Source organism: Streptomyces sp. NPDC030222, from assembly GCF_055573115.1.
The window spans coordinates 161,794-187,900 of the sequence record NZ_JBVICA010000008.1; the positions used below are offsets into that span (position 1 = coordinate 161,794).

25 protein-coding genes, 1 other RNA gene and 1 pseudogene are annotated in these 26,107 nt (G+C 72.5%); 15 read left to right on the top strand and 12 right to left on the bottom strand.

Going from position 1 to position 26,107, the window contains the following annotated elements; translation table 11 throughout:
• Positions 1 to 55: 55 nt before the first annotated feature.
• On the top strand, positions 56 to 709 hold the full coding sequence (locus ACZ4Z5_RS14740) for a biliverdin-producing heme oxygenase (RefSeq protein ID WP_468261825.1): 654 nt from the start codon (positions 56 to 58) through the stop codon (positions 707 to 709).
• Here ACZ4Z5_RS14740 and ACZ4Z5_RS14745 read toward each other — a convergent pair.
• The gene (locus ACZ4Z5_RS14745) at positions 699 to 1,373 is read right to left on the bottom strand and encodes a PhzF family phenazine biosynthesis protein (protein ID WP_468261828.1); all 675 of its coding nucleotides are present in this window, start codon (positions 1,371 to 1,373) and stop codon (positions 699 to 701) included. The genes ACZ4Z5_RS14740 and ACZ4Z5_RS14745 overlap by 11 nt on opposite strands.
• Positions 1,374 to 1,438: 65 nt before the next feature.
• Between ACZ4Z5_RS14745 and ACZ4Z5_RS14750 the strand changes: the two are divergent.
• Together ACZ4Z5_RS14750 and ACZ4Z5_RS14755 are read left to right on the top strand one after the other, a co-directional pair.
• Positions 1,439 to 2,047 (top strand): annotated as a pseudogene (locus ACZ4Z5_RS14750) (FTR1 family iron permease); the annotation flags it as partial.
• Positions 1,977 to 2,915 carry an SCO2278 family lipoprotein gene (locus ACZ4Z5_RS14755; RefSeq protein ID WP_468262061.1) on the top strand — a complete coding sequence of 313 codons (939 nt, stop codon included), beginning with the start codon at positions 1,977 to 1,979 and terminating at the stop codon, positions 2,913 to 2,915. The pseudogene ACZ4Z5_RS14750 and the gene ACZ4Z5_RS14755, both read left to right, overlap by 71 nt.
• A 142-nt stretch (positions 2,916 to 3,057) precedes the next feature.
• Here the strand turns inward: ACZ4Z5_RS14755 and ACZ4Z5_RS14760 are convergent, their stop codons facing one another.
• Positions 3,058 to 3,816 (bottom strand): bifunctional DNA primase/polymerase, encoded by a 759-nt coding sequence (locus ACZ4Z5_RS14760; protein ID WP_468261831.1) that lies wholly within the window; start codon positions 3,814 to 3,816, stop codon positions 3,058 to 3,060.
• Between the two features lie 202 nt (positions 3,817 to 4,018).
• The gene (locus tag ACZ4Z5_RS14765; RefSeq protein WP_468261834.1) at positions 4,019 to 4,633 is read right to left on the bottom strand and encodes a TetR/AcrR family transcriptional regulator; all 615 of its coding nucleotides are present in this window, start codon (positions 4,631 to 4,633) and stop codon (positions 4,019 to 4,021) included.
• 135 nt (positions 4,634 to 4,768) lie between these two features.
• On the opposite strand from ACZ4Z5_RS14765, the gene ACZ4Z5_RS14770 reads away from it, so the two are divergent.
• Together ACZ4Z5_RS14770 and ddaH are read left to right on the top strand one after the other, a co-directional pair.
• Entirely contained in the window at positions 4,769 to 4,963 is a 195-nt protein-coding gene (locus ACZ4Z5_RS14770; RefSeq protein WP_468261836.1) for a DUF6243 family protein, read from the top strand.
• A gap of 97 nt (positions 4,964 to 5,060) precedes the next feature.
• Positions 5,061 to 5,906, top strand: coding sequence for a dimethylargininase (gene ddaH, locus ACZ4Z5_RS14775; RefSeq protein ID WP_468261838.1), 846 nt, complete (start codon positions 5,061 to 5,063; stop codon positions 5,904 to 5,906).
• Positions 5,907 to 5,909: 3 nt separating this feature from the next.
• On the opposite strand, the gene ACZ4Z5_RS14780 is transcribed toward ddaH, so the two are convergent.
• From ACZ4Z5_RS14780 to ACZ4Z5_RS14790, 3 genes are all read right to left on the bottom strand, one after another.
• Positions 5,910 to 6,905 carry a small ribosomal subunit Rsm22 family protein gene (locus tag ACZ4Z5_RS14780; protein ID WP_468261840.1) on the bottom strand — a complete coding sequence of 332 codons (996 nt, stop codon included), beginning with the start codon at positions 6,903 to 6,905 and terminating at the stop codon, positions 5,910 to 5,912.
• Between the two features lie 9 nt (positions 6,906 to 6,914).
• Positions 6,915 to 8,222, bottom strand: a complete 1,308-nt coding sequence (locus ACZ4Z5_RS14785) for a Bcr/CflA family multidrug efflux MFS transporter (protein ID WP_468261843.1) — start codon at positions 8,220 to 8,222, stop codon at positions 6,915 to 6,917.
• Between the two features lie 289 nt (positions 8,223 to 8,511).
• Positions 8,512 to 10,125 (bottom strand): alkaline phosphatase D family protein, encoded by a 1,614-nt coding sequence (locus ACZ4Z5_RS14790; RefSeq protein ID WP_468261846.1) that lies wholly within the window; start codon positions 10,123 to 10,125, stop codon positions 8,512 to 8,514.
• Between the two features lie 134 nt (positions 10,126 to 10,259).
• Here ACZ4Z5_RS14790 and ACZ4Z5_RS14795 point away from each other — a divergent pair, with 134 nt between their 5' ends.
• From ACZ4Z5_RS14795 to ACZ4Z5_RS14820, 6 genes are all read left to right on the top strand, one after another.
• A complete protein-coding gene (locus ACZ4Z5_RS14795) occupies positions 10,260 to 11,030 on the top strand; it encodes an SDR family oxidoreductase (protein ID WP_468261849.1) in 771 nt (256 codons plus the stop codon).
• Between the two features lie 335 nt (positions 11,031 to 11,365).
• Complete coding sequence (locus ACZ4Z5_RS14800) at positions 11,366 to 12,229, top strand: PhzF family phenazine biosynthesis protein (protein ID WP_468261852.1); 864 nt, start codon at positions 11,366 to 11,368, stop codon at positions 12,227 to 12,229.
• A 63-nt stretch (positions 12,230 to 12,292) separates the two neighbouring features.
• The gene (locus tag ACZ4Z5_RS14805; protein ID WP_468261855.1) at positions 12,293 to 12,670 is read left to right on the top strand and encodes a MazG-like family protein; all 378 of its coding nucleotides are present in this window, start codon (positions 12,293 to 12,295) and stop codon (positions 12,668 to 12,670) included.
• Positions 12,671 to 13,071: 401 nt separating this feature from the next.
• Positions 13,072 to 15,192, top strand: a complete 2,121-nt coding sequence (locus ACZ4Z5_RS14810; RefSeq protein WP_468261857.1) for an ABC transporter ATP-binding protein — start codon at positions 13,072 to 13,074, stop codon at positions 15,190 to 15,192.
• 60 nt (positions 15,193 to 15,252) lie between these two features.
• The gene (locus ACZ4Z5_RS14815) at positions 15,253 to 15,588 is read left to right on the top strand and encodes a hypothetical protein (protein WP_468261860.1); all 336 of its coding nucleotides are present in this window, start codon (positions 15,253 to 15,255) and stop codon (positions 15,586 to 15,588) included.
• Positions 15,589 to 15,796: 208 nt separating this feature from the next.
• Positions 15,797 to 17,335, top strand: coding sequence for an FAD-binding oxidoreductase (locus tag ACZ4Z5_RS14820; RefSeq protein ID WP_468261862.1), 1,539 nt, complete (start codon positions 15,797 to 15,799; stop codon positions 17,333 to 17,335).
• A gap of 320 nt (positions 17,336 to 17,655) precedes the next feature.
• Here the strand turns inward: ACZ4Z5_RS14820 and ACZ4Z5_RS14825 are convergent, their stop codons facing one another.
• Both ACZ4Z5_RS14825 and ACZ4Z5_RS14830 read right to left on the bottom strand, forming a co-directional pair.
• Complete coding sequence (locus ACZ4Z5_RS14825) at positions 17,656 to 18,165, bottom strand: NUDIX domain-containing protein (protein WP_468261864.1); 510 nt, start codon at positions 18,163 to 18,165, stop codon at positions 17,656 to 17,658.
• Complete coding sequence (locus ACZ4Z5_RS14830) at positions 18,162 to 19,247, bottom strand: XRE family transcriptional regulator (RefSeq protein ID WP_468261867.1); 1,086 nt, start codon at positions 19,245 to 19,247, stop codon at positions 18,162 to 18,164. Before ACZ4Z5_RS14830 ends, ACZ4Z5_RS14825 begins: the two co-directional genes overlap by 4 nt.
• A gap of 110 nt (positions 19,248 to 19,357) precedes the next feature.
• Here ACZ4Z5_RS14830 and ACZ4Z5_RS14835 point away from each other — a divergent pair, with 110 nt between their 5' ends.
• Entirely contained in the window at positions 19,358 to 19,939 is a 582-nt protein-coding gene (locus ACZ4Z5_RS14835; RefSeq protein WP_468262063.1) for an aldo-keto reductase family protein, read from the top strand.
• Here the strand turns inward: ACZ4Z5_RS14835 and ACZ4Z5_RS14840 are convergent.
• The 3 genes from ACZ4Z5_RS14840 to ACZ4Z5_RS14850 all read right to left on the bottom strand — a co-directional run bounded on the left by ACZ4Z5_RS14840 (position 19,927) and on the right by ACZ4Z5_RS14850 (position 21,951).
• On the bottom strand, positions 19,927 to 20,775 hold the full coding sequence (locus tag ACZ4Z5_RS14840) for a hypothetical protein (RefSeq protein ID WP_468261869.1): 849 nt from the start codon (positions 20,773 to 20,775) through the stop codon (positions 19,927 to 19,929). The two genes, ACZ4Z5_RS14835 and ACZ4Z5_RS14840, sit on opposite strands and share 13 nt — an antisense overlap.
• Before the next feature lie 132 nt (positions 20,776 to 20,907).
• Positions 20,908 to 21,314: RNase P RNA component class A (gene rnpB / locus ACZ4Z5_RS14845), an RNA gene on the bottom strand.
• 58 nt (positions 21,315 to 21,372) lie between these two features.
• Complete coding sequence (locus ACZ4Z5_RS14850) at positions 21,373 to 21,951, bottom strand: Uma2 family endonuclease (RefSeq protein ID WP_468261872.1); 579 nt, start codon at positions 21,949 to 21,951, stop codon at positions 21,373 to 21,375.
• Between the two features lie 171 nt (positions 21,952 to 22,122).
• On the opposite strand from ACZ4Z5_RS14850, the gene ACZ4Z5_RS14855 reads away from it, so the two are divergent.
• Both ACZ4Z5_RS14855 and ACZ4Z5_RS14860 read left to right on the top strand, forming a co-directional pair.
• A complete protein-coding gene (locus tag ACZ4Z5_RS14855) occupies positions 22,123 to 22,866 on the top strand; it encodes a MerR family transcriptional regulator (RefSeq protein ID WP_468261875.1) in 744 nt (247 codons plus the stop codon).
• Positions 22,863 to 23,705: a hypothetical protein gene (locus tag ACZ4Z5_RS14860; protein ID WP_468261877.1), complete on the top strand. Its 843-nt coding sequence runs from the start codon at positions 22,863 to 22,865 to the stop codon at positions 23,703 to 23,705. The genes ACZ4Z5_RS14855 and ACZ4Z5_RS14860 overlap by 4 nt, the downstream gene beginning before the upstream one ends.
• On the opposite strand, the gene ACZ4Z5_RS14865 is transcribed toward ACZ4Z5_RS14860, so the two are convergent.
• A complete protein-coding gene (locus ACZ4Z5_RS14865; RefSeq protein WP_468261880.1) occupies positions 23,656 to 25,098 on the bottom strand; it encodes an RNB domain-containing ribonuclease in 1,443 nt (480 codons plus the stop codon). The two genes, ACZ4Z5_RS14860 and ACZ4Z5_RS14865, sit on opposite strands and share 50 nt — an antisense overlap.
• Before the next feature lie 129 nt (positions 25,099 to 25,227).
• On the opposite strand from ACZ4Z5_RS14865, the gene yaaA reads away from it, so the two are divergent.
• On the top strand, positions 25,228 to 26,028 hold the full coding sequence (gene yaaA / locus ACZ4Z5_RS14870; protein ID WP_468261882.1) for a peroxide stress protein YaaA: 801 nt from the start codon (positions 25,228 to 25,230) through the stop codon (positions 26,026 to 26,028).
• Positions 26,029 to 26,107: the final 79 nt, after the last annotated feature.

The window sequence follows — 26,107 nt, forward strand, 5'->3', positions numbered from 1 at the left end:
CCTGGGTACGGTCTTACCGACAACCCGTCGGGAAACCAGACCCCGGAGGCACCCTTTGGACGTCACGCCGTTCTCCACGCTGATCCGTACCGCTTCGCACGAGCAGCACACCGAGGCGGAGAACTCGACGTTCATGAGCGATCTCCTCGGCGGCCGGCTCGGTGTGGAGGCGTACGCGCGCTACACCGAGCAGCTGTGGTTCGTGTACCGGGCGCTCGAAGGGCCGGCGGAGGCGCTGCGCTCCCACCCGGTCGCGGGCCCGTTCATACACCCCGAGCTGATGCGCACGGCCGCGCTGGAAAGCGACCTGGCCCATCTGCGCGGCCCGGAGTGGCGCGCGGGCCTGCGGGCGCTGCCCTCGACCGAGGCGTACGCGGCGCGGGTCGAGGAGTGCGCCCGCACCTGGCCGGCCGGCTATGTGGCCCACCACTACACGCGCTACCTCGGCGACCTCTCCGGCGGACAGATCATCCGCGACCGGGCGGAGAGGACCTGGGGCTTCGCCCGGAAGGGCGACGGCGTGCGGTTCTACGTCTTCGAGGAGATCACGAACCCGGCCGCGTTCAAGCGCGGGTACCGCGAACTGCTGGACCGGGTCGACGCCGACGACCTGGAGAAGCAGCGAATCGTCGACGAGTGCCGCCGGGCGTTCGCCCTGAACACGGCCGTGTTCCACGAGCTGGGCACGGAGTTCCCGCTCAGCGCCTGAGCAGGCCCCGGCTCTCGTGGGGGGTCTCCAGACGGACCCGCCCGCCGACCTCGATGATGCCGTCGGGGCCGGGCGCGGTGAGGATCTGGGAGCCGCGGCCCTGCCGGATGTTGAGCGCGCGGCCCAGCCGGTGGGTGAGCAGCATCGCCGCGGCACCGGTGGCCTCGTCCTCGTCGACGCCGTCGCCGCGCCCCGGGAAGGCGCGCGCCCTGACCCGGCCCGCGGTCTCGTCCTCCCAGGCCCAGGCGTAGAGCCACTCGCCCGGCGGCGGCACCTCCAGGGCGTCGACCTCCTCGACGGTGGCGTACCGGCGCAGGGTGCGCGGCGGGACCCAGTCGGCGCGGGCCTCGATCCAGGTGAACTCGCCGTCGCCCCGGGCCCAGACCTCGCCCGCGGGCGGGTGCAGCTCCTCCACGTCCAGCAGCCAGGCCACGCCGACGAGGGGGTGTCCGGCGAACGGCAGCCGGGCGCCCGGTGCGTGGATGTCGACCACGCCGCGCTCGGGGTCGTCGACGAAGACGGTCTCACTGAAGCCCAGCTTCACGGCGAGGGCCCGGCGGGACTCCTCGTCGGGAACGGTGCGGCCGTCGCGCACCACGCCGAGGGCGTTGCCGTGGCGGCCGTCCGGGCCGCAGAAGACCCGGAGTACGTCGAGTTCGGTCACGAAGGCATTCAAGCATCCGCACATGGTGCGGATCCGGCCACGCTTTTACCCGTCCGTACAGTGATGCCACCGCGTTCCTCGCCGTGGGCCGGGAGGGTCTGGAGACCGCGCTGTTCGTGTGGGCGTCGGTACGCGCGTCGGGCGACGGCACCCAGGGCCCGCTGATCGGCGTCCTGCTGGGCCTCGCCACCGCGGTACTGCTGGGCTGGCTGTTCTACCGCGGCGCGCTGAGGATCAACCTGGCGAGGTTCTTCACCTGGACGGGCGGCATGCTGGTGGTCGTCGCGGCCGGCGTCCTCGCGTACGGCGTGCACGACCTCCAGGAGGCCGAGTTCCTGGGCGGTCTGCAGGACAAGGCCTTCGACATCAGCGCGACGATCCCGCCGGACAGCTGGTACGGCACCCTGCTGAAGGGCGTGTTCAACTTCCAGCCCGATCCGACCGTGCACCAGGTCGTCGTCTGGGCCCTGTATCTGGTCCCGACACTCGCGCTGTTCCTCTCCCCGGTAGGGTTCGGACGGTCCGTGGGGGTCAAGGAACAGAAGGCAAGCGATGAGCAGGCTGTGGCGACTGGCAGCGGCGCTCGTGTCGGCGACCGTGCTGATGGTGACGGCGAGCGGCTGCGTGACGGTGCGGGGGGAGCTGGAGGTCGTCCCGCAGGCGACGCCGGCTGAGGCCGCGCAGGCCCTCCAGGACTTCACCCAGGCGTACAACGCCGCTGACCGGGCCTATGACCCCGCCCTCGACGCGGGCCGGGTCACCGGCCCGCTCGGCGCGATCAACCAGGCCGGTCTCCGGGCCCGGCAGGTCGCCAGCCCCAACGGGAACCCCGGGCACCAGCCGCTGGAGCTGACGGACGCGCGGTTCGTCGTCCCCAAGAAGGCCGGCTGGCCGCGCTGGTTCCTCGCGGACACCGACTCCAACCGCGACCGGGACGGCGGCCAGGACGACACCCGCTGGCTGCTGGTCTTCGTCCGGGGCAGCGCCGACCAGCTGTGGGAGGTCGCCTACCTGTCGATCCTGTCGACGTCGGCGGTCCCGCAGTTCGTGCTCGACCAGAACGGCCTGGCGACTCCCGCCGACCCGGACTCGGCGCAGCTGGCGGTCGCACCGGCGCGGCTGAGCAAGAGCTACGCCTCGTATCTGCAGAGCGGCCAGCCCGAGGAGTTCGCACCGGGCCTCCACACCACCGGGTGGCGGGACATGCGCCGCAAGAACACGTCGCTGCCGGGGCGTTCGACACAGTTCATCGACCAGCCGCTGGACACCGGGAGCTACGCGCCGCTGGGACTGCTGACCCAGGACGGCGGAGCCCTGGTCTTCTTCGCCAGCCGGCACTTCGAACGGCAGACCGTGGCCAAGGGCGTCCAGATGCAGCTCGACGCGGACACCAAGGCGCTGTTGACGGGCCGCCTGACGACCACGCTCACCCGGGAGCTGATCTCCAACCAGGTGGTGCAGGTGCCGGGCCGCGGAGCGGGCAACGGCCAGGTGGCCGTCCTCAGCCGGCTCCAGGGCCTGACGTCGGCGAAGGCCGAGTAGTCAGTCACGGCAGGGTGCCGAGTAGGCACAGCGAAGGCCGAGCCGTCACGGCAGGGGGCCGAGAAGGCACAGCGGAGGCCGAGCGGTCACGGGCCGGGACGCCCCGGAGGGCCTGCCTCCCGCGGGAGCGTGACCTCCTGCGTCAGTGGCCCGACTGCCGGGCCACCTCGTGGGCGTCGTCCGCGCCCGCGTGCCGGGCGCACGCGTCCGTCAGGGCCTCCAGCAGGGTGAGCGGGTCGGGCAGCGGGTGTTCCGGGCCGCGCACCCAGCTCATGGTCCGCTCCTCGCCGGGCAGCCGGGCGGGCGGTACCAGCACGTAGCTGCCGCGGCAGTGCCAGCGAAGACCCGGGTGCTCGTCCATGGTCTCGGGATGGCAGTCCAGTTCGCAGGGCCACCACTCGTCCTCGTCCTCGGGCGTTCCCCGGGTGGCGGTGAAGAACAGCATCCGGCCCTGCGGGTCGGTGGGGTCCGTGGGCTCCGCGGCGTACTCGGCGACGGGGCCCACGTCCACGCCGTTCGCGAGGAGCCGCTGCAATGCGGCGCGACCGGCAGGCAGCGGAACGTCCAGGACGTCGTGCACCATGCCGGTCGCGGTGATGAAGTTGGCCTCGTGCTGGGCGCGGGCCCAGCGCTCGATCTGTCCGGGGTCGGTCGTCGCCTGGGTCTGCCAGGCGAACGACAGGGGATGGCGGGCGGGCGTGGGACAGCCGATCCGCTCGCAGGAACATCGGTAGCCGGCGGGATGGGCGGCGGGGGCGAGCGGCAGCCCGGCGCCGGCCGTGGCCAGGAGGAGAGCCAGTCGGCCCGAACCGGCCTCGGCGGCGTCGCTCTTGGGACGCCTGCGCAGCCAGCGGGACAGTCTGCCCTCCGCGCCGTGGGAGCGGCCGAACTCTACGCCCATGTATCCCCTCACCTCACCGTTGTCCGTCCATGCTGCCACCATCCTGGGCCCCCGGTGGCCGTACTCCGCATCCGGGGTGGGTGCACCCATGACGTGAGGTGGCCGCCATCGCACACGATGTCCGTATTTGGGTACGGCTCGGCCGCGTACGGCGGCCCGGGACAGTGGGCAACGCCTCATGCCCGCCGTCGGCGGGTACGCGTCAACGAGGGGCGATCCCGCGCACGGCGTACTCGACGACGGCGTCCGCGTAGGCGTGGGTGAGCGGGAGGGTGCGCAGCAGCCAGCGGTGGGCGAGCGGGCCGACGAGCAGTTCGAGAGCGATGCGCGGGTCGACGTCCGGTGCGACCTGCCCGGCGTCCTGAGCCGCCCTCAGCCGTGTGACGTAGAGCTGGAGCTGCGGTTCGAGGAGCTGCTCGACGAAGGCGGCGCCGAGCTCGGGGTTGACGACGCCCTCGGCGGCGAGGGCCCGGGAGGGGAGGTCGTAGCGGGGGTCGTTGAGCTCGTCGACGGTGGCCCGCAGGACCAGCTTGAGGTCGGCTTCGAGATCACCGGTGTCGGGGATCTCGTACACCTCCTCCCCCGCGGCCTCGGCGGCCTGCCGGCCGAGGTCGACGAAGGCTTCCAGGAGGACCGCCGCCTTGGAGGGCCACCAGCGGTAGATCGTCTGCTTGCCGACGCCGGCGCGGGAGGCGATGCCCTCGATCGTGGTCCTGGCGTACCCCACTTCGCCCACGAGGGCGAGGGCGGCCTCGTGGATGGCGCGGCGGGAGCGGTCGCTGCGGCGGGTGGCGTCGGGCGCTTTGGTGTCAGCCATGGTGTGATTCTAGCCAGCATGCGAGGCGAGACGTATCGTCTTGACAAGACGATACGTCTCGTCCAGATTGGGGTCACCGGGCGGACGACGGCGGAAGCACGGAAACAAGGATGCAGAGACGAGAGGAGACCACTCATGACCCGTGGCGGAGCAGGGAACATGCTCGGCGTCGGCGGCACCCGCACCAAGCTCTCCCGGAGCGCGCTGCGCGGCGGACGCCGCGGCGAGGGCGGCGGCGCACCCCTCGCCCCGGCCGCACAGCGGCGTGAACTGCTGGAAAAACTGAAGCAAAGCCGTACGGCGCGCGAAGAATCACGAGCCGCGCGGTGAAACACCCGTCCGACCTGCTGCGCAAACGCTCAGCACGACGGACCATGGGCTGCACGCGGCTGCGCGTGCAGCCCACGTCGCTTTAGAGGAGCTCTCTTTGACCCCTGAGCGTGAGCCCCGTACCGCCAGACCCCGGCGCTACCTGATGTGCCCACCGGCACACTTCGAGGTCACGTACGCGATCAACCCGTGGATGGACCCCGCCAAGCCCGTCGACCTGCCCCTGGCCATCGCCCAGTGGGAAGACCTTCGCGACCGCTATCTGGCACTCGGCCACACCGTCGAGATCCTCGACGCCCGGCCCGGCCTGCCCGACATGGTCTACGCGGCCAACGGCGCCACCGTCGTCGACGGCCGGGTGCTCGGCGCCCGCTTCGCCCACCCCGAGCGCGCCGCCGAGGCGGACGCGCACCTGGAGTGGTTCCGCTCGCACGGCTTCGAGGACATCCACGAACCCGTGCACATCAACGAGGGCGAGGGGGACTTCGCCACCACCGCGTCCTACGTGCTGGCCGGGCGCGGCTTCCGCTCCAGCCCGCTCTCGCACAGCGAGGCCCAGGAGTTCCTCGGCCGGCCCGTCATCGGCCTGGACCTCGTCGACCCGCGCTACTACCACCTGGACACCGCGCTGTGCGTCCTCGACGACGCCGCCGACGAGATCATGTACTACCCGGACGCCTTCTCCCCCGGCAGCCGGGCCGTGCTCGCCCGGATGTTCCCGGACGCGCTGATCGCCACCGAGAAGGACGCGGCGGCCTTCGGCCTCAACGCGGTGAGCGACGGCCACCACGTGCTGCTCCCCCAAGCCGCGCTGGGCCTGTTCGAGCAGCTGCGGGAACGCGGCTTCGAGCCCATCGGCATGGATCTCGGGGAACTGCTCAAGGGCGGCGGCAGCGTCAAGTGCTGCACCCTGGAGCTCCGGCCCGCGCCTGCCGGGCAGTAGGGATCACTCGTGGGGCGGCCAGGGGTCGCCCCACGCCGTGTCGCGGGCGGCGCGGTAGAGGGGACCGTGCCGCTTCGTCACCGTCGCGCCGCGCAGCCCCTCTTCCTCCGTGCACAGTTCCAGCAGCACCTGACCCTTGCGGATCTGCGGCTTCCGGACGACCCGGGCGGCCGTCGGCTCCGCGTCGAAGCGCACCGCCGCCACATAGCTGAACTTCTCGTCCTCGTACGCCAGTGAGCCGCCCTTGACCTGGCGGTGCAGCGAGGACCGGCTGACCCTCGCCGAGAAGTGGCACCAGTCGCTGCCCGGCACGATCGGGCAGTCCGCACTGTGCGGACAGGGCGCGGCGACCCGCATCCCGGCCGCGATCAGCCGGTCGCGGGCCTCGATGACGCGGCGGTAGCCGTCCGGGGTGCCCGGCTCCACGACGACCACGGCCTGCGCGGCCCCCGCCGCCGCGTCGACCACCGAACGGCGGTCCTGCTCGGTCAGCTCGCCCAGCACGTACGAGACGGTGACCAGGTCGGCCGGTTCGAGCGCGAGCGCGGTGCCGATCCGCGCCCGCTGCCACACCGCGGCCGCCAGGGCGGGCAGGCCCGAGGCCGCGGCCAGTTCCCGGCCGAGGACCAGTGCCGGATCGGCCCAGTCCAGGACGGTGGTCCGGTGCGTGCCCTCCTGCCAGGCGTCGGCCACGGCCCAGCTCGCCGCGCCGGTGCCGCCGCCGACGTCCGTGTGCGTGGCGGGCGTCCAGCCGGGCGCCGCGTCCCGCAGTCCGGCGAGCGCGGACCGCACCGCCTCGAAGGTCGCGGGCATCCGGTACGCCGCGTAGGCGGCCACGTCGGAGCGGTCGCGCAGCACCGGGGCGTCGGTCGGCGTGGTCCCCCGGTAGTTGGCGATGAGCCGCTCGACGGCCTGGGCCGCCTGCCTGGGCGGCAGCCCGTCGAGCAGCCCGGCCAGGGCTCCCCGCAGAACCTCGGCGGTGGGAAGAGTGGCGTTCACCTGGAAAGTCTAGGTCGTCCCGGGCTGCGCCCCGGCGGGGGCCGCGGGCGGCTTACGCCACGGCCGGCACAGGCCGAGGAAGCAGGCCACGGCGCCCAGGCCGCACACCAGCTGCACCACGGCCATCGGGACCGCGGTCCGCTCGCCCGCGATGCCGACGAGCGGGGAGGCGACCGCTCCGACGAGGAAGGACGCGGTGCCGAGCAGGGCAGACGCCGATCCGGCGGCGTGCGGGGTGCGCATCAGGGCCTGGGCGTTGGTGTTCGGCAGGGTGAGACCCATCGCCGACATCAGGACGAAGAGCCCGGCGGCGACGGGGGCCAGCCCGGTGTCGCCGAACACCCCTGCCGTCATCAGCAGCAGCGCGCCCGCGGCGAGCACGACCACGCCGAGGCCCACGCCGAGCACCCGGTCCAGCGAGACGCGGCCGATCAGCAGCTTGCCGTTGATCTGGCCGGCCAGCACGAGCCCGACCGAGTTCAGGCCGAAGAGCAGGCTGAAGGTCTGCGGCGACGCGCCGTGGATCTCCTGCACGACGAAAGGCGAGGCCGAGATGTAGGCGAACAGCGCGGCGAACGACAGCCCGCCCGCGAGCATGTAGCCGGTGAAGACCCGGTCGGCCAGCAGCCCCCGCATGGTGCGCAGGGCCGCCACGGTCCCCCCGGGGTGACGCCGCTCCGCGGGGAGGGTCTCGGCCAGGCCCTTCCACACGACGACGGTCAGCAGCACGCCTACGCCGGTGAGCACGAGGAACACGCCGCGCCACGAGGTGACGCGCAGCACCTGCCCCCCGATCAGCGGCGCGATGATCGGGGCCGCGCCGGACACCAGCATCAGGGTCGAGAAGAACCGGGCCATGTCCTCGCCGTCGTACAGGTCGCGGACGACGGCCCGGGCGATCACTATGCCCGCCGCCCCGGCGAGGCCCTGCAGGAGCCGGAAGGCGATGAGGAGTTCCGCCCCGGGTGCCACCGCACAGACCGCGGTGGCCGCGACGTAGACCAGCATGCCGACGAGCAGCGGGCGCCGGCGTCCCCACTTGTCGCTCATGGGACCGACGACGAGCTGGCCGAGCGCCATGCCCGCGAGGCACGCGGTGAGGGTGAGCTGGACGGTCGCGGCGGGCGCGCCGAGCGAACGCGTGACCTCGGGCAGCGCGGGGAGGTACATGTCCATGGACAGCGGCGCCAGGGCGGTGAGCCCGCCGAGCACCAGGACGACGAGCAGCCCGGCCCGCCGCGCGGCACCGGCACGGCTGCCGGGGCCTGGCGCATCCGGGAGGGTGGTGCCCTCGGGCGGTACGTCCGGACGGGACATGTCCGAACCGTGTACGTCCGAAAGGGACATCTTCGGAGGGGACATGTGCGCAGCGGACATGTGCGAGGGGGACGCGTCCGGCGCGGGTTCCCGATCGTCCCGCGCCGACGGTACGTGCTGCTGTGAGGTCGCGTTCTCTGTCATGCGCTCTCCCGCCTGGATTCCGCACCCATGTTCGCAGACCCGGCGGTGGGAGCCACCCGCGCCGCCGGAGCGGTACGGGCGTAGCGGTGCCGGACGGAGCGACGGCGGCCGGAGCTCCGTCCGGGGCACGCCGTACGCGCCACGGTCACGCCGGCTGGAGCCCCGGGGCGCCGTCCTCGGTCACGAAGGAGGCGACGGTGGCGACCGGCGCCCCCGGGGTGGTGACGACGGGCACGGCGCGGAAGTCTGCGCGGGCCTCCCCGGTGCCGAGGGTGATCCGTACGTAGCCGCGCTTGCCGTTGTAGAACTTCAGATGCGGGTTGGCGGCCATCAGGTCGTCGTAGTTGGCGGGCCGTTCGCGGCCGTCCTTGCCGCTGCTGACGGAGGTGGTGACGATCTCCGTGCCGATGGTGCGGGAGCCGGGGTCGTCGAAGTCCTCCTTGAGGTCGAAGCCCTGCGCCACATGGACGTCCCCGGTGAGCACCATCAGGTTCCGCAGTCCGGCCACGGCCGCTCCGGCGAGCACCCGGGCGCGCGAGGCCGGGTAGCCGTCCCAGGCGTCCATGCTGAACCGCCAGTCGGGGGTGGGCACACTGCGCCGCTGGGCGAAGACGACCTGCTGGGGAACGATGTTCCAGCGGGCGCGGGACCTCCTCCAGCCGTCGAGGAGCCAGCGTTCCTGCGCGGCGCCGGTCATGGTGCGCGTCGGGTCCTCGGACTCGGGTCCCGGGACCTGCCAGCCGTCCCCGTACGCCTGGTCGGAGCGGTACTGGCGGGTGTCCAGCACGTCGAACTGGGCGAGCCGCCCGAAGTGCAGCCGGCGGTAGAGCCTCATGCCGGAGCCCCGGGGCCGCTGCGGCAGGCGGAGCGGCTGGTTCTCCCAGTAGGCGCGGTAGGCGGCCGCCCTGCGCAGCAGGAACTCCTCGGCCGGTACGCCGTTCTCCGGGATGCCGCCCGCGTAGTTGTTCTCGGTCTCGTGGTCGTCCCAGGTGACCACGAAGGGGTGGGCGGCGTGCGCGGCGATGAGGTCGGGGTCGCTCTTGTAGAGCCCGTACCGCAGCCGGTAGTCCTCCAGGCTCACGGTCTCGCGGTTGAAATGGTCCGGCAGCCGCCGGTCGGTGTAGGCGCGGGCGCCGCCGGTGGCGTTCACGGCGTACTCGTAGAGGTAGTCGCCGAGGTGCAGGACGACGGCGAGGTCCTCGCCGGCGAGGTGCCGGTAGGCGGTGAAGTAGCCGTCGTGGTACGCCTGGCAGGAGACCGCGGCAAGACGGAGCGAGCGGGGCCGGGCACCGGGGGCGGGGGCGGTGCGGGTGCGGCCGGGCGGACTGGTCCAGGCGCCGGTGCGGAAGCGGTAGTGGTACACGTGGTCCGGGGCCAGGCCGCCGACCTCGAGGTGCACGCTGTGGTCGAACTCGGGGTGCGCGGTGGTGGATCCGCGCCGGACGATCCGGGTGAAGCGGTCGTCGAGGGCGACCTCCCACCCGACCGGGATCCGGGCCCGGGGCAGACCGCTGCCGGGCTCGTACGGGCGCGGGGCGAGCCGGGTCCACAGCAGGGCCGAGCCGGGCATCGGGTCCCCGGAGGCGACGCCTAGGGTGAACGGGTTCTCGGCGATCCGTCTGCCGTCGGCCTCCGGGGTCTGTGCCGCCCCGGCGCGCGGGACGTCGACGACGAACGCGAGCGCGGCGGTCGCCGCGGTGACGGTGAGGATCCTTCGGCGGGCGACGCTTCGGGCGGCGAGCCGGAGTTCCGGTGTCATGTGCCCCTCCCCTGACCGTGGTTGCGGACGCATCACAGTGCCGTCACAAGGACACCAGCGTTCTGCATGTGCACAACACCCAGATGTCGGACACATGAGTTCCCGGTGTGCCGGTCGGCGTACGCTGCGTCCTCATGGACGAGGCTCAGCCGAAGGTCGCCGTGGTGACGGGCGCCGGATCCGGGATCGGCCGCGCCGTCGCGCTGGCCCTGGCCGGGGCGGGCTGGTCGGTCGCCCTCGCCGGACGCCGCGCCGGGGCCCTGGCGGAGACCGCCGGTCTCGCCGCACGGTCCGCGCCCGGCACGCCGGCCCTGGCCGTTCCGGCCGACGTGACCGATCCGGACGACGTGGCCGCGCTGTTCGCGGCGGTCCGCGAGCGGTACGGGCGCCTGGACCTGCTGTTCAACAACGCCGGCAGCTTCGGCCCGGCCGGCGTACCGCTGGAGGAGCTCCCGTACGACGCGTGGCGCGCGGTGGTGGACGTCAACCTGAACGGCGCGTTCCTGTGCGCGCAGGCGGCGTTCCGCCAGATGAAGGAGCAGGATCCGCAGGGGGGTCGCATCATCAACAACGGTTCCATTTCGGCACACGCGCCACGGCCGATGTCCGTGGCGTACACGGCGACCAAGCACGCGATGACCGGCCTCACGAAGTCGTTCTCCCTGGACGGGCGCCCGTACCGTATCGCCTGCGGCCAGATCGACATCGGCAACGCGGCGACCGATATGACCGAACGGATGCGTACCGGCACCCTCCAGGCGGACGGCCGCCTCGCCGTGGAACCGGTGATGGACACGGCGGACGTGGCGCGCACGGTGGTCCACATGGCGGAGCTGCCGCTGGAGGCGAACGTGCAGTTCGCGACCGTCGTGGCGACGGCGATGCCGTACATCGGGCGCGGCTGAACCACCGTGCGGGCCCCGCGCCTGTTCCGGTCGACCGGCCCGAACAGAGCGCAGGCAGGCGCCGCGGCGGCCGGCGGGCATCGCACGGCACCGACGGACCGCCGTGCCACACGCGCCGTCCCCGCACGGGCGGCAGCGGTGGGTCGGGGCCCTCCTCGAGGTCTTCCTCCTCTCCGTCTCTCGCTTCCTCCGTGCCGCCTTCCGCCGGACGTGTCCCTCCAGCCATGTCCTTCATCGGCCGACGGCACAGGAGCGCACGGCGGGCACGGGTGGCGGGTGGCGGGTGGCGGCCCGTGGGGGGAATGATCGCGGGAGACTCGCGGTTGCCACCAGGCATGACGGCACACACGACTTCCGATGTTCTGCGCTACACGGCCTTCTCGCACGACCCTGCGGGCGGCAACCCCGCCGGGGTGGTCCTGGACGCCTCCGGTCTCGGGGACGCGGCGATGCTCGCGGTCGCCGCGGAACTGGGCTACAGCGAGACCGCGTTCCTCACCGAGAGGACCGGCGACCGCGCCTACACCATCCGCTACTTCAGCCCCAGGGCCGAGGTCCCCTTCTGCGGGCACGCCACGGTCGCCACCGCCGTGGCGCTGGGCGAGCGTGTCGGCCCCGGGGAGCTGGTCTTCGCCACCCCCGCGGGCACCGTCCCGGTCACCGTGACCGACGGGCCCGGCGGCCTCCGGGCCACCCTCACCAGCGTGGAGCCGTACGTCGAGCAGGCCGAGGAGGCGGACGTCGCCGAGGCGCTCGCCGCGCTGGCCTGGCCCGCTGCCGACCTCGATCCGGCCCTGCCGCCCCGGATCGCCTTCGCCGGAGCCCGGCACCTGGTCCTCGGGGCGGCGACCCGCGAGCGCCTCGCGGACCTGTCGTACGACTTCGACCGGCTGGCCGCGCTCATGCACCGGCTCGACCTGACCACCGTCCAACTGGTCCACCGCGCCTCCGACACGGTGTTCCACGTCCGCGACCCGTTCCCGGTGGGCGGCGTGGTCGAGGACCCCGCGACCGGCGCCGCGGCGGCCGCGTTCGGCGCGTACGCCCGTGAACTCGGCCTCGTACCCGCCGAGTCGGTGCTCACCCTCCACCAGGGCGAGGACATGGGCCGGCCGGGCGTCCTCACCGTGACCCTGCGCGCCGACGACCCGCGGGTCCGGGTGGGCGGCGCGGGCGCCCGGATCCCGGACGGCGGCTGACCGCCGGTCACCCGTCCGGGAGAAGCGGCCGGCCATGGCCGGCCTTGTGCCAGGCTGCCGCCCATGGACGACAAACGGATCTGGGCGACCGTCGGACGGCTCCACTCCTGGCTGGACCGCTCCTCGGGCCGCCCGGAACGCGAGGAGCTGCTCCTGCGCGTACTGAAACTGTCCGAGGAGGTCGGCGAGGTCGCGCAGGCGGTGATCGGGGCGACCGGCCAGAATCCGCGCAAGGGCGTCACGCACTCCTGGCCGGACGTCGAGGCGGAACTGTGCGACGTGATCGTGACGGCGATGGTCGCCCTGCGCACGCTCACCCCGGACGCGGCGGAGGTGCTGGACGGTCATCTGCGGCGGATCGCCGCCCGGTCGACGGCCGGGCCGGGCCGAGTCCTGACCCGCGGGCGGGGTCCGGCGGCGGGGTCCGACCCTGGACTGTGACCGACCCGGCCGAGACCCGACCCGCGGACCGGGTACGGGCAGCGGCGGGCGGGGTCCGGCCGCGGAGTCCGCCCCTGGACTGTGACCGACCCGGCCGAGACCCGACCCGCGAACCAGGTACGAGCAGTGGCAGGCGGGGGTCCGGCGGCGGGTCCGCCCCCGGACTGTGACCGACCCGGCCGAGACCCGACCAGCGGACCGGGTCCGACCCCTTCGGGGTCCGACCCCCGGGCTGTGGCCATCCCGGCCGAGGACCGGCACCCGCCGGGAACCGGTCCCTCCGCCGACGTCTACCGCATCCGGCCCCCTTCGGGTGGAATCCCCCGGTTCGCGGCATGTCCCCGTGCCCCGCGCGGCAAGGTGATCCGCCCGGACCCGGAGCACACCTGGAGGGGGACCTCTTGAGCACGGACACCGCGACCGAAGGACCCGGAGAGAAGCCGGCCGACGAACGGGCCAGCGAACGGGTCAGCGAACAGGCCGGCGTTCCGGCCGGATCATCGGCCGGCACACGGGCGCCCGGGAACGCCACGAGCGGCCCCGAGGACAGGCCCCCGGAAAGTCCCACGGACAGCCCCAAGGCCACCCACGAGGACAGGCCCGAGGACAGTGCCCCCGCCACCCCCGAGGACGGCCCCGCGGCCAACCCGGCCGAGGAGTTACGGTACCGCCCGCCCCGTACCCCGGAGCTGGACCGGGTGCCCGTGACGACCTGGCAGATGGCCCGTCGGCTGCCCCAGCTCGTGCGGCGGGCGCTGTCCCTCGCCTGGCGGGTCGACCGCCGGGCCGTGGTCGCGCTGCTGGCCTGCCAGGCGCTGTCCGCAGTGCTGGAGGCCTTCGGGCTGATCGCCACCACGAGCACCATCACCGCCCTGATCTCCACGGGGGACATCGGCGACCGGCTGCGGGACGCCCTGCCCGCGATCGCGGCCCTGGCCGGCGCGGCGGGGCTCCGCGCCCTGCTCGGCATCGCCGTCAGCAACATCTCCAGCAGGCTCTCCCCGCGGATCTCGCGCGAGGCCGAGCTGGAGATGCTCGACGCGGCCGTACACACCGAACTCGCCGCATACGACCACCCCGGCTTCAACGACAAATGGGAGAACGCCGACCGCGGAGCCGATGTCGCCCAGGACCTCATCACGGAATCCCAGCAGGTCATGGCCTGCGTCGCGTCGATCGTCGCCGCAGCGGGCGTCATCACCGTGCTCCACCCCCTACTGCTGCCGTTGCTCGTGCTGGCCGTACTCCCGCAGGGCATCGCCGGTATGAAGGGCGCCCGAGTCCACTACGAGACCAGCCGCGCCATGTCCTCCGACCGGCGCACCCTGGGCCTGCTCCGCTGGTACATCGTCGACAAGGACATCGCCGACCAGCTCCGCTCCGGGACGATGGCGTCCTTCCTCCTGGCCCGGTACCGCGCGATCGGGGCGCGGGTGGACGCCGCCACCGACCGGGCCGTCCACCGCGGCGCCCGCTACGCCGTGGTCGGCGCGCTCGCCGGAGGGGTGGCGTCGGGCCTGCTGTGGCTGTCCCTCGGTCTGCTCCTGGCGACCGGCCGCATGTCGGTGGCCTCGGCGGGCACCGCGGTCTTCGCGCTCCGCACGATCGGCACGTCCCTCCAGGGCATCGTCGGCTACGGCACCATGCTGTTCCGGACGGGCCTGTACTTCGACGACTGGGTGGAGTTCACGGAGGAGGCCGGCGGGCACCGGATGGACCGCGGCCCGGTCGTGGCGCCGTCCCCGCAGGCCGTCAGGGCGGAGGGACTGACGTTCGTGTACCCGGACTCGGACGCGCCCGCCCTGGAGAAGGTGAGCCTGGAGGTGCGCCGGGGCGAAGTCCTGGCCCTGGTGGGTGAGAACGGTTCGGGGAAGACCACGCTCAGCAAGCTGCTGAGCGGGCTGTACCTGCCCACCGAGGGGAGGGTCACCTGGGACGGCAGGGACACCCGCGACCTGGACCCGAACGCGCTGTGGCGGCACACCGCGGTCGTCCCGCAGGACTTCGCGCACTGGCCGCTGTCCGCCCGCGAGAACATCACCCTCGGCCAGCCCTGCGGCGGGGACGACGCGGTACTGAGGGCCGCGGAACGCTCGGGCGCGTCCGAGGTCGTCGCCGGGCTGCGCAGCGGACTGGACACCCTGCTCGCCCGCGAGTGGTTCGGCGGGGTGGAGCTCTCCGGCGGGCAGTGGCAGCGCATCGCCATCGCCCGCGCCTTCCACCGCCCGGCCGCGCTCCTCGTCATGGACGAGCCCACCAGCGCACTGGACGCCCGCGCCGAGCACCGCATCTTCGCGGGCCTCCGGGAGGTCGCCAGGGACCGTGCCGTCGTCTTCGTCACGCACCGGCTCGCCAACGTCGCCGTGGCGGACCGCATCGTGGTCCTCGACCGGGGCAGGGTGGTCCAGCAGGGCACCTACGAGGAACTCGTCGCGGCCCCAGGCCTGTTCCGGGAGCTCTGGGAGCTGCAGAACGACCGCGGCGGCACGCCGGGACCTCGTCTCCCGCAACAACGTTCGTAGATCACAGATTCGTCCTTGAGGAGGACATCGACCGCACCAGGCGCGATTAGCGTTGCGCCCATGACAGAACGAACGGGAGAAATCACCGACGGCGACACACCGCTCAGGACCGCCATCGCGGTCGTCTCCGGGCTCGCCGTCGCCATCTCCTTCGCCGCCTTCATGTGGTGGCTGGACTGGCACGTCCCCTTCATAGTCGGGTGGCTGTCCGTCAAACTCGCCGTCAAGGTCGGCGCGCTCGTCCTGGCGGGCCTGGTCGCCTTCGCGGCCTGGCGGCGCCAACGGCGCCGGGAGAGGCTCCGGGAGAGGAGCGGGGCCGGGGCGGACGTACCGGAGTCGGACCCGCCCGCGGGCATTTCCTTCACCAAGGAGGCACCGGGCGGGGATACACCGTGAAGTGCAGCCATTCGGCGGTACGCCGGGGCGCTCTTTGGGGTTGTGGGCCTGGGGGCGGATCGTGTCCTGCGGCTGTGCCGGCCGGCGATCGGTTGACTTCACGGGGAGGCGGTCGCGTCTTCGGGGGCGTTTCTCGTGAGGGGTAGCCACTGTGATCAACAGGCGGGGCGCAGTGCGGGTGGGCACACTGGGTGTTCTGGGGACGGGGATGGTGGGTTTGCAGGCACCACCCACCGCTGCGTCACCCACCGGGGTGGCGGATCGGGTCGGCCCCCGGGACTGGGGGCGGCTGGCCGACGCGCTGTCATCGCGTTCCACCCTCTACCGGCCAAGGGATTCCAACTACTCGCCGCTGGCGCTCCCGTTCAACCACCGCTACGCCGGGATCCACCCCGCTGGAATTGTCGCGTGCGCTACCACCAGGGATGTCCGCGCGGCGGTCCGCTGGGCCCGATCGGTGGGGCTGCCCGCCGTGCCCCGCTCCGGGCTGGGCCACAACTACGCGGGGTACTCCAGCACCACCGGCCTGCTGCTCAACATGGCCCGGATGAAGAGCATCGCCGTCACTCCGCTACCGGGCGCCCGCTCCCGGACCCGGACCTTCGGGCCGATCAACGTCACCCATGACGCGGGTACGGTCACCGTGGGAGCCGGGGTCACCAATGGCGACCTGCACCCGCTGCTGGAGGACCGGGGGATCTTCGTACCGACCGGCCGCTGCCCCACGGTCGGGGTGGCCGGACTGGTGCTCGGCGGCGGTATCGGCTTCAGTGACAAGATGTTCGGTCTGACCTGTGATCGGCTGGTCTCGACGACCGTGGTACTCGCCGACGGCCGCGTGGTGGAGGCCGGTCAGGACTCGCACTCCGACCTGTTCTGGGCCTGCCGCGGCGGGGCGGGGAACAACTTCGGTGTCAACACCTCCTTCACGTTCCAGTACGAGCAGTTCCAGGGCAACGTGGGCTTCTACCAGTTGCGCTGGAGCCTGGACTCGGTGGTGCCGGTGATCGACGCCGCGCAGCGGATCGCCGTGAACACCCTGGACGACAAGCGGTTCCACCTTCGCGTCGGCATCGGGACCCGCGGGCTTGCCAGGGACCAGATCCACGCCAACGCCAACGCCAACGCCATCGGCCAGTACTACGGCCCCCTTGAGGAGTTGCGCGCCATCCTGGCTCCACTGCTCGCCATCGGCACGGCCGAGGAGCGTGCCCGCAACAGCGCGTCCGTCCGCGAGGTCACTCCCGGCCAGGCGAGCGTACTGCTGAGCGCCACCACGCCGGTGGAACGGTTCGCCGCCAAGTCGGCGGTTCTCACTTCCCGGACGCTCCTGACTGACAAGCAGGTCGGCGCCGCCGCCGAAAAACTGCTGGACTGGCCGGGCAGCGGCAACGAGGACGGGGCCGGGTTCGCGATGTTCGCCCTCGGCGGCGAGATCAACCAGGTGCCGCCGGACGCGACCGCGTTCGTGCACCGAAACGCCGTGTTCATCTTCGCTGCCGAGACCTCCTGGACGGACTATGATCCGCCCCACGTCGAGACCGCGAATCTGCACTGGCTCCGTGACTTCTACTACGACATTTTCGGTGACACGCCTCCTGGGCATTCGTATCAGAATTTCCCGGATCCGAAGCTGAAGGACTGGCGGCGGGCTTACTACGGTGCGAACTACGACCGGCTGGTCAGGGTGAAGCGGAAATACGATCCGACCGACTTCTTCAGCTATCCACAGGGGATCGACACCTGACGCTCTCAAACCGACACCGCATCCCCGCCGACAGGCGAAGAAATGCCCGCCATCGTCAGGCCGCTGGTGTCGGTGCGTGGACTGCCGGGAACAGCAGCCTCCCCCGGGCGGCCGCTGCTGCAGGCACCGAACTGGCGGCAAAGGCCCCCGAGGAGACGCCCCCGCCCCCGGAGCGGCCCGGACGGAGGCTTCGTCGTTCTCAGGGTTCAGACAGTCTGCTCGATGCGCTCGAAGATGTCCGCGTCCGCCTCTCGTTGAAGATGGTCGGGCGTCTCGTGGCCACGCCCAAGCGCTCATCAGTGCTGCGATGGACGCTGTGATCAGTATGAGACAGGCGTTCCGTCGTGCAGATATACCGGCCGTCCCTCGTCCAGTGCCCGGACCGCCGCGGCCATCCTGACCCGCATTCGCTCGCCCACCAGCTCCCGCGCCTTATCCAGCGTCACATACGCGGCCTCGGACAGCTCCTCGTCATGCGGTCGCAGCTCCCCCGGCACGTCGAGGATGACGCCGTCGAAAATGAAGGCAATCTGGTCGTCCCATGGCCCGTGTGGGGCCACCCAGTCCACAACCAGGAGCCCGCGCACGGTGACGTCGAGGCCGAGTTCCTCGCTCAGCTCCCGCACGACCGTCTCCTCCGGCGGCTCGTTCGCCTCAGCCATCCCGCCCGGCAGGTCCCAGCCCGGTTTATAGGTCGGGTTCACCAGCAGCACCCGGCCGGCTGCGTCCCGGAGGAGCACGTCGGCCGCGACCCGCTTTCGAGGCTGGGTGGCGTTACCCTCGGCGAGGTAGGCGTTCCAGGCGTCGGGGTCATCGGGCGAGGGCTTCATGAGGTGGTGCCTCCCGGGGGCGGCGGGATGATGTCGGCCAAGAGCAGCATTCTCGCCCTGCGCGCGTCGTCGAAGCGCACCAGGTACTCCCGCACCGGCCCGTAGCCCCTGTGGGGCTCCAGCAAGCGCCGGAGGTCGTCGAGTTGATGGATGACGCGGATGGAGCCGAGGGTGGGGCTGGTAGTGAGCAGGTCGTGACCGACGTCCACCGCCGCGTCGAGGTCGAGTCGGTGGACGTGGATCTCGGCGAGGGTGATCCGGCTGAGGGCCAGGGAGCGGGCGCGGCCCGCTTCGCGCAGGCGTACGGCGTCTTCGGCGTGAACCAGGCCCTCGCCGTAGCGTCCCGGATCCCGCAGGATCAGCGCGGACTCACTGGCGAGCGCGGCGGCGTCGAACGGGGACAGCCACGGGTGCTCGGTATCCGCTGAGGCGGTAAGGGCGCGCTGGGCCTGTTCGAGGGCATGGCGGGCAGGGGTGTGCTGGGTGGAGGCCGCGAGGGCGCGGGCCTGCATCGTCTGGAGCCGAGCGGTCAGCGCCGGAATTCTGGGGCCTTGGCCGACGAGGTCGAGACCGACGTGGGCCCAGCGTGCCGCGCCCGCTGTATCGCCGGTCTGGAGGGCGAGGTGGCTGCTGGAGGCGGCGATGTGTGCGGCCAGGGGGAGGTCGCCGGAGGTACGAGCCAGCGGCAGGGCACGGGCGAAGTGCTTCAGGGCAAGGTCGTCCTGGCCGGAGTCGTGGGCCGTCCACCCCGCCATCTCCGTCAAGGCCCCGGCGGCGGCAAAGACTTCCGGGCCTGTGTGGGCGTCGACCAGCCGCGGGCCGACGCGGTCGGTCAAATGGCGTACGACGGCCCCGTACAGGCGCCCGCCGCCGGTCTGGCGGTCGGCGACGCGGAAGGCGTCCATCGCGGCCAGATCGTCCCCGTCGGGCGGCGGCTGGGGCTGCTGGGGCTGCTGGGGCTGCTCTTGGACAGTCGGCTCCCACGGGCGACGGGCAAGTCCAAGGAGATGGCCGGGGACGTGGAAGGCGTCGGCGATCATCCTGACCGCCGCCCTGGACCTCGGCGTCACCTCTCTGGACACCGCGTCCACCTACCTCCACCGGCGCTCCCACGCTCACGGCCACGGCCGGCAAACTGCTGCCCAAATTCGCTGTCTCCACCAAGGTCGGGTACTTCGAGGGCGGCCACAGCATCGGCCCCGCCCGGCTGCGCGCAGCCGTCGAACAGGCGGTCAGAGAGCTGGGGCAGGAGCCGGATGTAGTGCTCCTCCACAACCCCGAGCACTCCCGTCCCGACGCCGAGGCGCTAAGGCAGGCAAGCGGCGCTCTCACGGACGCCACCGTGGCGGGGCTGTGTGGATCATGGGGGATCTCCACGTGGGATCCGCGCCCGCTCGTCGACCTCGCGGTCCCCCGGCCGGACGTGCTCATGGTCCGGGCCGGGCTGCTGGTCGGCCTCGACGTCCTCGAAGCCGCCGAGGCCCTGGTGACTGGATGGAGGCCCCGGCAGGTGTGGGGCATGAGCCCTTTCGGCGGGAGCACGGCCGAACCGGTGTGGGAGAGGTTCAACCCGGCGATCTTCCTGCGGAATTCCCCGCCGGCCACCCCGGTACAGGCAGCGCTCCGGGTCGCCTTCGCCCTTCCCGTCGTCGAGGCCGTCGCCGTCGGCACCGACAACCCGGAGCATCTGCGGGAGCTGGTCGATGCGACGGGGTTCGAGGTCGACGACCAAGTGGTCCGCGAGTACCGGCAGCTCCTGCGTCAGGCCGCCTGAAGCTCCTTCGCGACCTGCTCCGCCATGGCGCGGGCGGGTTCCAAGCGGGGGTCCTCGGGGTGCGCGTACGGCCCGAGGATCTTCGCGGCCACGAACAGCGTCATCAGCTTGCCGTCCCGGCTCTCGACATCGTTGCGCCGCTCGCTGCGAACGCGGTCGGCCAGGGGCGGGACGGCGAGCGAGGCGCCCCACAGTGTCGCCGCGTCCAATCCCCTTGGGGCCATGCCCCAGTCCTCCCAGTCGAAGATGCAGAACGTCGGCGCGGTCATGTTCGCCCAGTTCAGATCTGCGTGGGCTGGTACCCACTTGGTGAGAGTGCTGTCGACGTCGGGGAAGACGCTGCGGATCGTGGACGTCACGAGTTCCTGTGTGATGGTCTCGGTGTCCGGGGTTGCCATGCGGTTCGTATGCTGTTCGGCCAGAGCGTCCAGCGAGGCATTCAGCGCTGCCCACCACTCCTCGGACAGCTTCGGGGACTCAGCCACGATGGCACCACCGACCGGAGCCCCCGGGAGAAGGCCGGTCTCGTCCGCCCGGCATATCACCGGCTCGTTCTCGTCCAGCCATGCCACGCCGGCGTGCCAGGCGGGTTTCGCGATCCCGTGCAGGGCCTCCGCGCTTGGGGCGCCGTCGCCGCCCTGGACTCCGATTCGGTCCAGCCCGCGCCGCTCGATCCGCACCCACGTACCGCGATCTGTCCGGCCCCCGACCGACCGGCGCTTACACACCACCGTGTCCCGGTCGATGCGCACCTGAAGCGACTGCTCCACCCGCTCGAAGACGGCATCCACCGGTTCGCGGCGGAGGTCAACAGGACGAGCAGCAGGCAGCGTCATACGGGGACCGTAGCAAGCCCTCCGCCCGGCATCGCGGACGATTCAGCCACGATCACACGACCGCGCGGCAGCCCCCGTCCCGGGTGCACGGAGCGGGTGAGAAGGCCCTTCACCTCCGAGATGGAGGGTGGGCAGACGAGTCGGGCTGTACGCCGGATTTTGTCACCCGGTCGCCTCGCGGCGGCCGGGGAGACGGCCATCCATCTAGGACCGGCGTTGCCGCCGGCCTCGTGCGGTCTACCCGCGGACTCGGGCGGGCAGCCCTCGAACGTCCGCGCAGAGCGCGCCTTTCACAGCGGCTCCTCTTGACCTTGCTCCGGGTGGGGTTTACCCAGCTGCCCAGGTCGCCCTGGGCACTGGTGGTCTCTTACACCACCGTTTCACCCTTACCGAGGACCGAGGTCCCCGGCGGTCTGCTTTCTGTGGCACTGTCCCGCGGGTCACCCCGGGTGGCCGTTAGCCACCACCCTGCCCTGTGGAGTCCGGACGTTCCTCGGGAAGCCCCCGAAGGGACTCCACGCGGCCGTCCGCCCGGCTCGTCTGCCGTGTCGACCATGGTACCCGGCGGTGCGGGCCGCGGGTGCCCCCGGCCGTGCCTCAGAGGAAGGCCGCGGTGTCCAGTTCGAAGGCGAAGGGCTCCGGGAGCGGCAGGACCTTGCCGAAGTGGACGGTGCGCTGCTGGAGGTAGTCGCCTGCCTCCGGCTCACTGAAGAGGGTGAGGGTCGATGTGTCGCGGTCGACGAGGAGGTAGAGAGGGATGGCCGCCCGGGCGTAGCAGCGGCGCTTGGCCTCACGGTCCCTGATCGGGCGGGTTGAGGTCACTTCCATCACCATGGCCACGCCGTCAGCCGGCATCCAGGAATCAGCACCGCGGAACAGACGCAGTTCGGTGGGCGCGAACGTGCCGTCGGGGATGACATGGTCCCTGGAGCAATGAGGCGCACTCATCAGCTTGAGGCCCTTGTACCCGGAGAAATCCATGTCGACATGTGAATGCCTGATCACTTGCTTCACGATCAGGTTGATGCAGTCCTCGTGGTCCCCGTCCGGCGGCGGTGTCACAACGATCTCCCCCTCGATCAGCTCCGCCCGGAAGCCCTCCGGCGTGTCCAGCGCCAGGAAGCCCTCCAGCAGGACGTCCGCCTGCGTGAGCGGTTCATGCGGCATGGCGGTCATGTCGCGCTCCTTCCTCGGTCGCTCGCCAGACTGGGACATCGCCGCACCCGCCGTCCGTGAGAGGGGACTGTTTCCCCCGATCGTGGCACACGAGCACCGGGCCCGGAGGCATTCACAGCGCGCCGGACCGCCGCTTGACCTTGCCGCAACGTCAGGGTTTCTACTGGCCGCATGCGGATCGGAGAACTCGCCGCGCTCGCCGGGGTCACCCCGCGGGCGGTACGGCACTACCACCATCTGGGGCTGCTGCCCGAGCCGGCGCGGCGCGCCAACGGCTACCGGGTCTACGAGGTGCGGCACGCGGTGCTGCTCGCCCGGATCCGGCGGCTGACCGAGCTCGGGCTGGGACTCGACGAGGTGCGGGACGTGCTCGCCGAGGACGCCGGCCGGGACCTCGCCGAGGTCCTCGCGGAGCTCGACGCCGACCTGGCCCGGCAGGAGGCCGGGATCCGGGAGCGGCGGCGACGGCTGGCGGCGCTGCTGGAACGGGCCGTCGACGGTGCGCTGCCCGCCGAGGGCCCGGTGTCGGACGCGCTGGCCGAGCTGCTGGGCGCGCTGCCCGCCACGAAGTCCGCGTTCGCCGCCAGGGACCGCACGCATCTGACCCTGCTCGACGGCAGCGAGGCGGGCGAGAACATCTTCGCGGCCATGATGCCCCTGACCCGCGACCCTTCCGTCACGGCGCTCTACGAGCGGCTCGACGCCCTCGCGGACGCGGCCGGGGACGATCCGCGGATCGGGCCGCTCGCCCACGATCTGGTGGCGGTGCTCCCCGACGAGGTCGTCGCCGCCATCCCCGTCGACGGGCCGACGTACCCCGGGATCGCGGAGGCGCTGCTCGGCGACCTCCCTCCCGCGCAGGCGGCCGTGGTCCGTCGCGTCACGGCGGAGCTCATGGAAAGGGTGCGCCGGTGAAGGCCCTCGTCTGGCTGGTGGCCCCCGCCGAGATCCTGGTCGTGGTGTGTCTGGTCGCCGGGGTGCGCATCCCGGCCCCGCTCCTGGCCGCCGCCGAGATCGCCGTGCTCTGTCTGCTCCTCGTCCACGGCGTGTCCGCCACGCGGCGCTACCGCCGGCAGCGGCAGTCGGGGGCCGGCCCGCGCGAGGCCGGCCGCGCCGTGCTCGCGGAGTCCGTGCCCGTACAGCTGCGCCGGATGATCGCCCACGAGCTGCGGGCGCTGCACAGCCTGGTGCTGTGGATGGGCCGCCGCCGGCACGGCGTACGGGACGACGATCACGCCGCCCCCTACACCGGGCCGCAGACCGCGATCATGTTCGGGCTGCTCTTCGCGTCCGTCGTGGAGACCGTGGTGCTGGCCTTGGTCATCCCCTGGCCGACGGTCCACCGGATCCTGCTGGTGCTCGACGTCTACGGGGTGCTGATCGTCTTCGCCCTGTACGCGGCCTGTGTGACCCGGCCCCATGTGGCGGGCCCGGACGGCTCGTTGCGCGTCCGGTACGGGGCGCTGGTGGACCTGCGGCTGCGCACCGAGGACATCGCGCACGTACGGATCGAGCGGCGTTACGACGGCGGGCGGCTGGGCCGGCTCGCCGAGGACGGCGTGCTGGAGCTCCCCGTGGCCGGCCAGACCACCGTCGCCGTCGAGCTGACGGCGCCAGTGACCTTCGTCCGCCCGCTGGGCTCCGAGCTGCGCGTCGGGTCCCTGCGGCTGCACGCGGACGACCCGGCCGCGCTGGTCGCCGCGCTCAGGCGGGCGCGAACAGCGCCTTCGTCCTGCCCGGATACGCAGCGGTGAGGCGGACCCGCAGTCGCTCGCCCAGGGGGAGCCGGGCGCCGTCGCCCTCGATGCGGGCGACGACCGCCGGGCTCTCCAGCTGGACCGTGCCGACCGTCGGGTCCTGCTCCCTGATGTCGATGACACAGCCGTCGAAGAGGTCGCCCACCCTGTCCTGCAGCAGGGCGGCCTCGACGATGTCGATGCACTCCCGTTCGGCGGTGCCCGCCCGTCTCGCCCCGTCGGCCATCTCGTCGGGAAGCTTCCCGAGGCCTTCCGTCACCCAGCCCGCGGGCTCCTTCCCGGCGACGGTCGCGAGGCAGATCTCGCCGGCGTAGCGGTCGACGAGCCTGCGCAGCGGGGCGGTGCAGTGCGTGTACAGGTCGGCGACGGCGGCGTGCACCGCGAGTTCGGGCAGCGCCCCGTGTTCGAAGACCGTGTAGCCGGCGCCGCGCAGCAGGGTGGTGCACTCCTGGAGGAAGGCCGCGTGCGAGGGTTCGCGCGGATCGAGGGACCGCACCAGCCGTGCGTACGAGACGTGGTGGGGCCAGTCGATGCGCAGGGCGACGGCGACGTTCCGCAGCCGGGCGACCGCGCCGTCGGGGGCGTGCGGCAGGGTCCGCAGGATGCCGGTGCCGCCGCCCTTCATGAGGTGCGCGGCGGTGATGCCGGTGAGCAGCGAGATCTGGGCGTTCCAGCTCTCCACTGGCTGCGGGACCCGGTACGCCGGCTCGTAGCCGCCGTCGGTCCGGACGACCTCCTGCTCCGGGACCTTGAGCGAGATGCCGCCACGGGCCCGTTCCTGTTCCTCCCTGAGCGGACCGACCGTGCGCAGCAGGGCGACGGGCTCCTCGGCGGTTCGCTCGTCGATCGCCCGCTGCACGCCGTCGTAGTCCAGCCGGGCGCGGCTGCGGACCAGCGCGCGGCGCACGTCGGTGGCGACCACGACGCCGTCCGCATCGAGGTCGATACGCCACAGCAGGGCGGGGCGGGTCTGTCCGGGGAGCAGGCTCGCCGCGCCCTCCGAGAGGACCGGCGGATGCAGCGGCACCCTGCCGTCGGGGAAGTACAGGGTCACCACCCGCCGGTGCGCCTCACGGTCGAGGGCGCCGTCGGGTGCGACGAACGCGGCGACGTCGGCGATGGCGTACCGCACGCGGTAGCCGCCACCGGGCCGCCGGGAGAGGTGCATCGCCTGGTCGAGGTCCGCGGACCCGGGCGGGTCGATGGTGAACATCGGCAGGTCCGTCGCGTCGTGGGACGGCAGCCGCGGGTCGCGGGCCGCCTCCTCGGCCTCGGCGAGCACCTCGTCGGGGAAGGACCGCGGCACCCGGAGCTCGGTGCGCAGTGCCCGCAGGGCGACCCGCAGCGGATCCTCGGCTGCGCCGGTCACCCGCACATGACGGCGTGGCATGGGTCGAGCGTAGGCCGGGGGCGGCCGGGCGGCACGCCGGAGCACCGTACGCTGGCCCGGGGCCGCACCCGTCGTGGACACACCTGTCGTGGACGCACCCCGCTCTGGACGTACCGAAGGAGAACCGCTGTGCTCGTGCTGTTGCCGCCCTCCGAAGGCAAGGCCGCCCCGGGCCGTGGGGCACCGCTGAAGCCGGAGTCGCTGTCGCTGCCGGGCCTGGCGGAGGCGCGTGCCGCGGTCCTGGACGAGCTGGTGGAGCTGTGCGCGGCCGACGAGGAGAAGGCCCGCGAGGTGCTGGGCCTGAGCGAGGGACTGCGCGGCGAGGTCGCCAGGAACGCGGGACTGCGCACCGCGGCCACCCGGCCGGCCGGGGAGATCTACACCGGGGTGCTGTACGACGCGCTGGACCTGGCCTCCCTGGACCGGGCGGCGAAGCAGCGTGCCGCGGCGTCGCTGCTGGTGTTCTCCGGGCTGTGGGGCGCCGTACGGATCACCGACCGCATCCCCTCGTACCGTTGCTCGATGGGGGTGAAGCTCCCGGCCCTCGGCGCGCTCGGTGCGTGCTGGCGTACGCCCATGGCCGCGGTGCTGCCGGAGGCGGCCGGTGACGGCCTGGTCCTGGACCTGCGCTCGTCGGCGTACGCCGCGGCATGGCGGCCCAAGGGCGAGGTGGCGGGCCGCACGGCGACGGTGCGGGTGCTGCACGCGCAGATGGTCGACGGTGTGGAGAAGCGGTCGGTCGTCAGCCATTTCAACAAGGCGACGAAGGGCCGTATCGTCCGGAGCCTCCTGGAGTCGGGCACCGCGCCGCGGGACCCAGCCGAGCTGGTGGAGGCGCTGCGCGACCTGGGCCATGCCGTCGAGTGCGAGGCCCCGGGCCGGGCGGGGAAGGCGTGGGCGCTGGACGTGGTGGTCACCGACATCCACTGACGCTCCGCGTCGGCAGTCGGAGGCTCCGGGCGGACGCACGGGCGGCCGTTGGCCCGGGCCGGATCGGATGCTGCTGGTT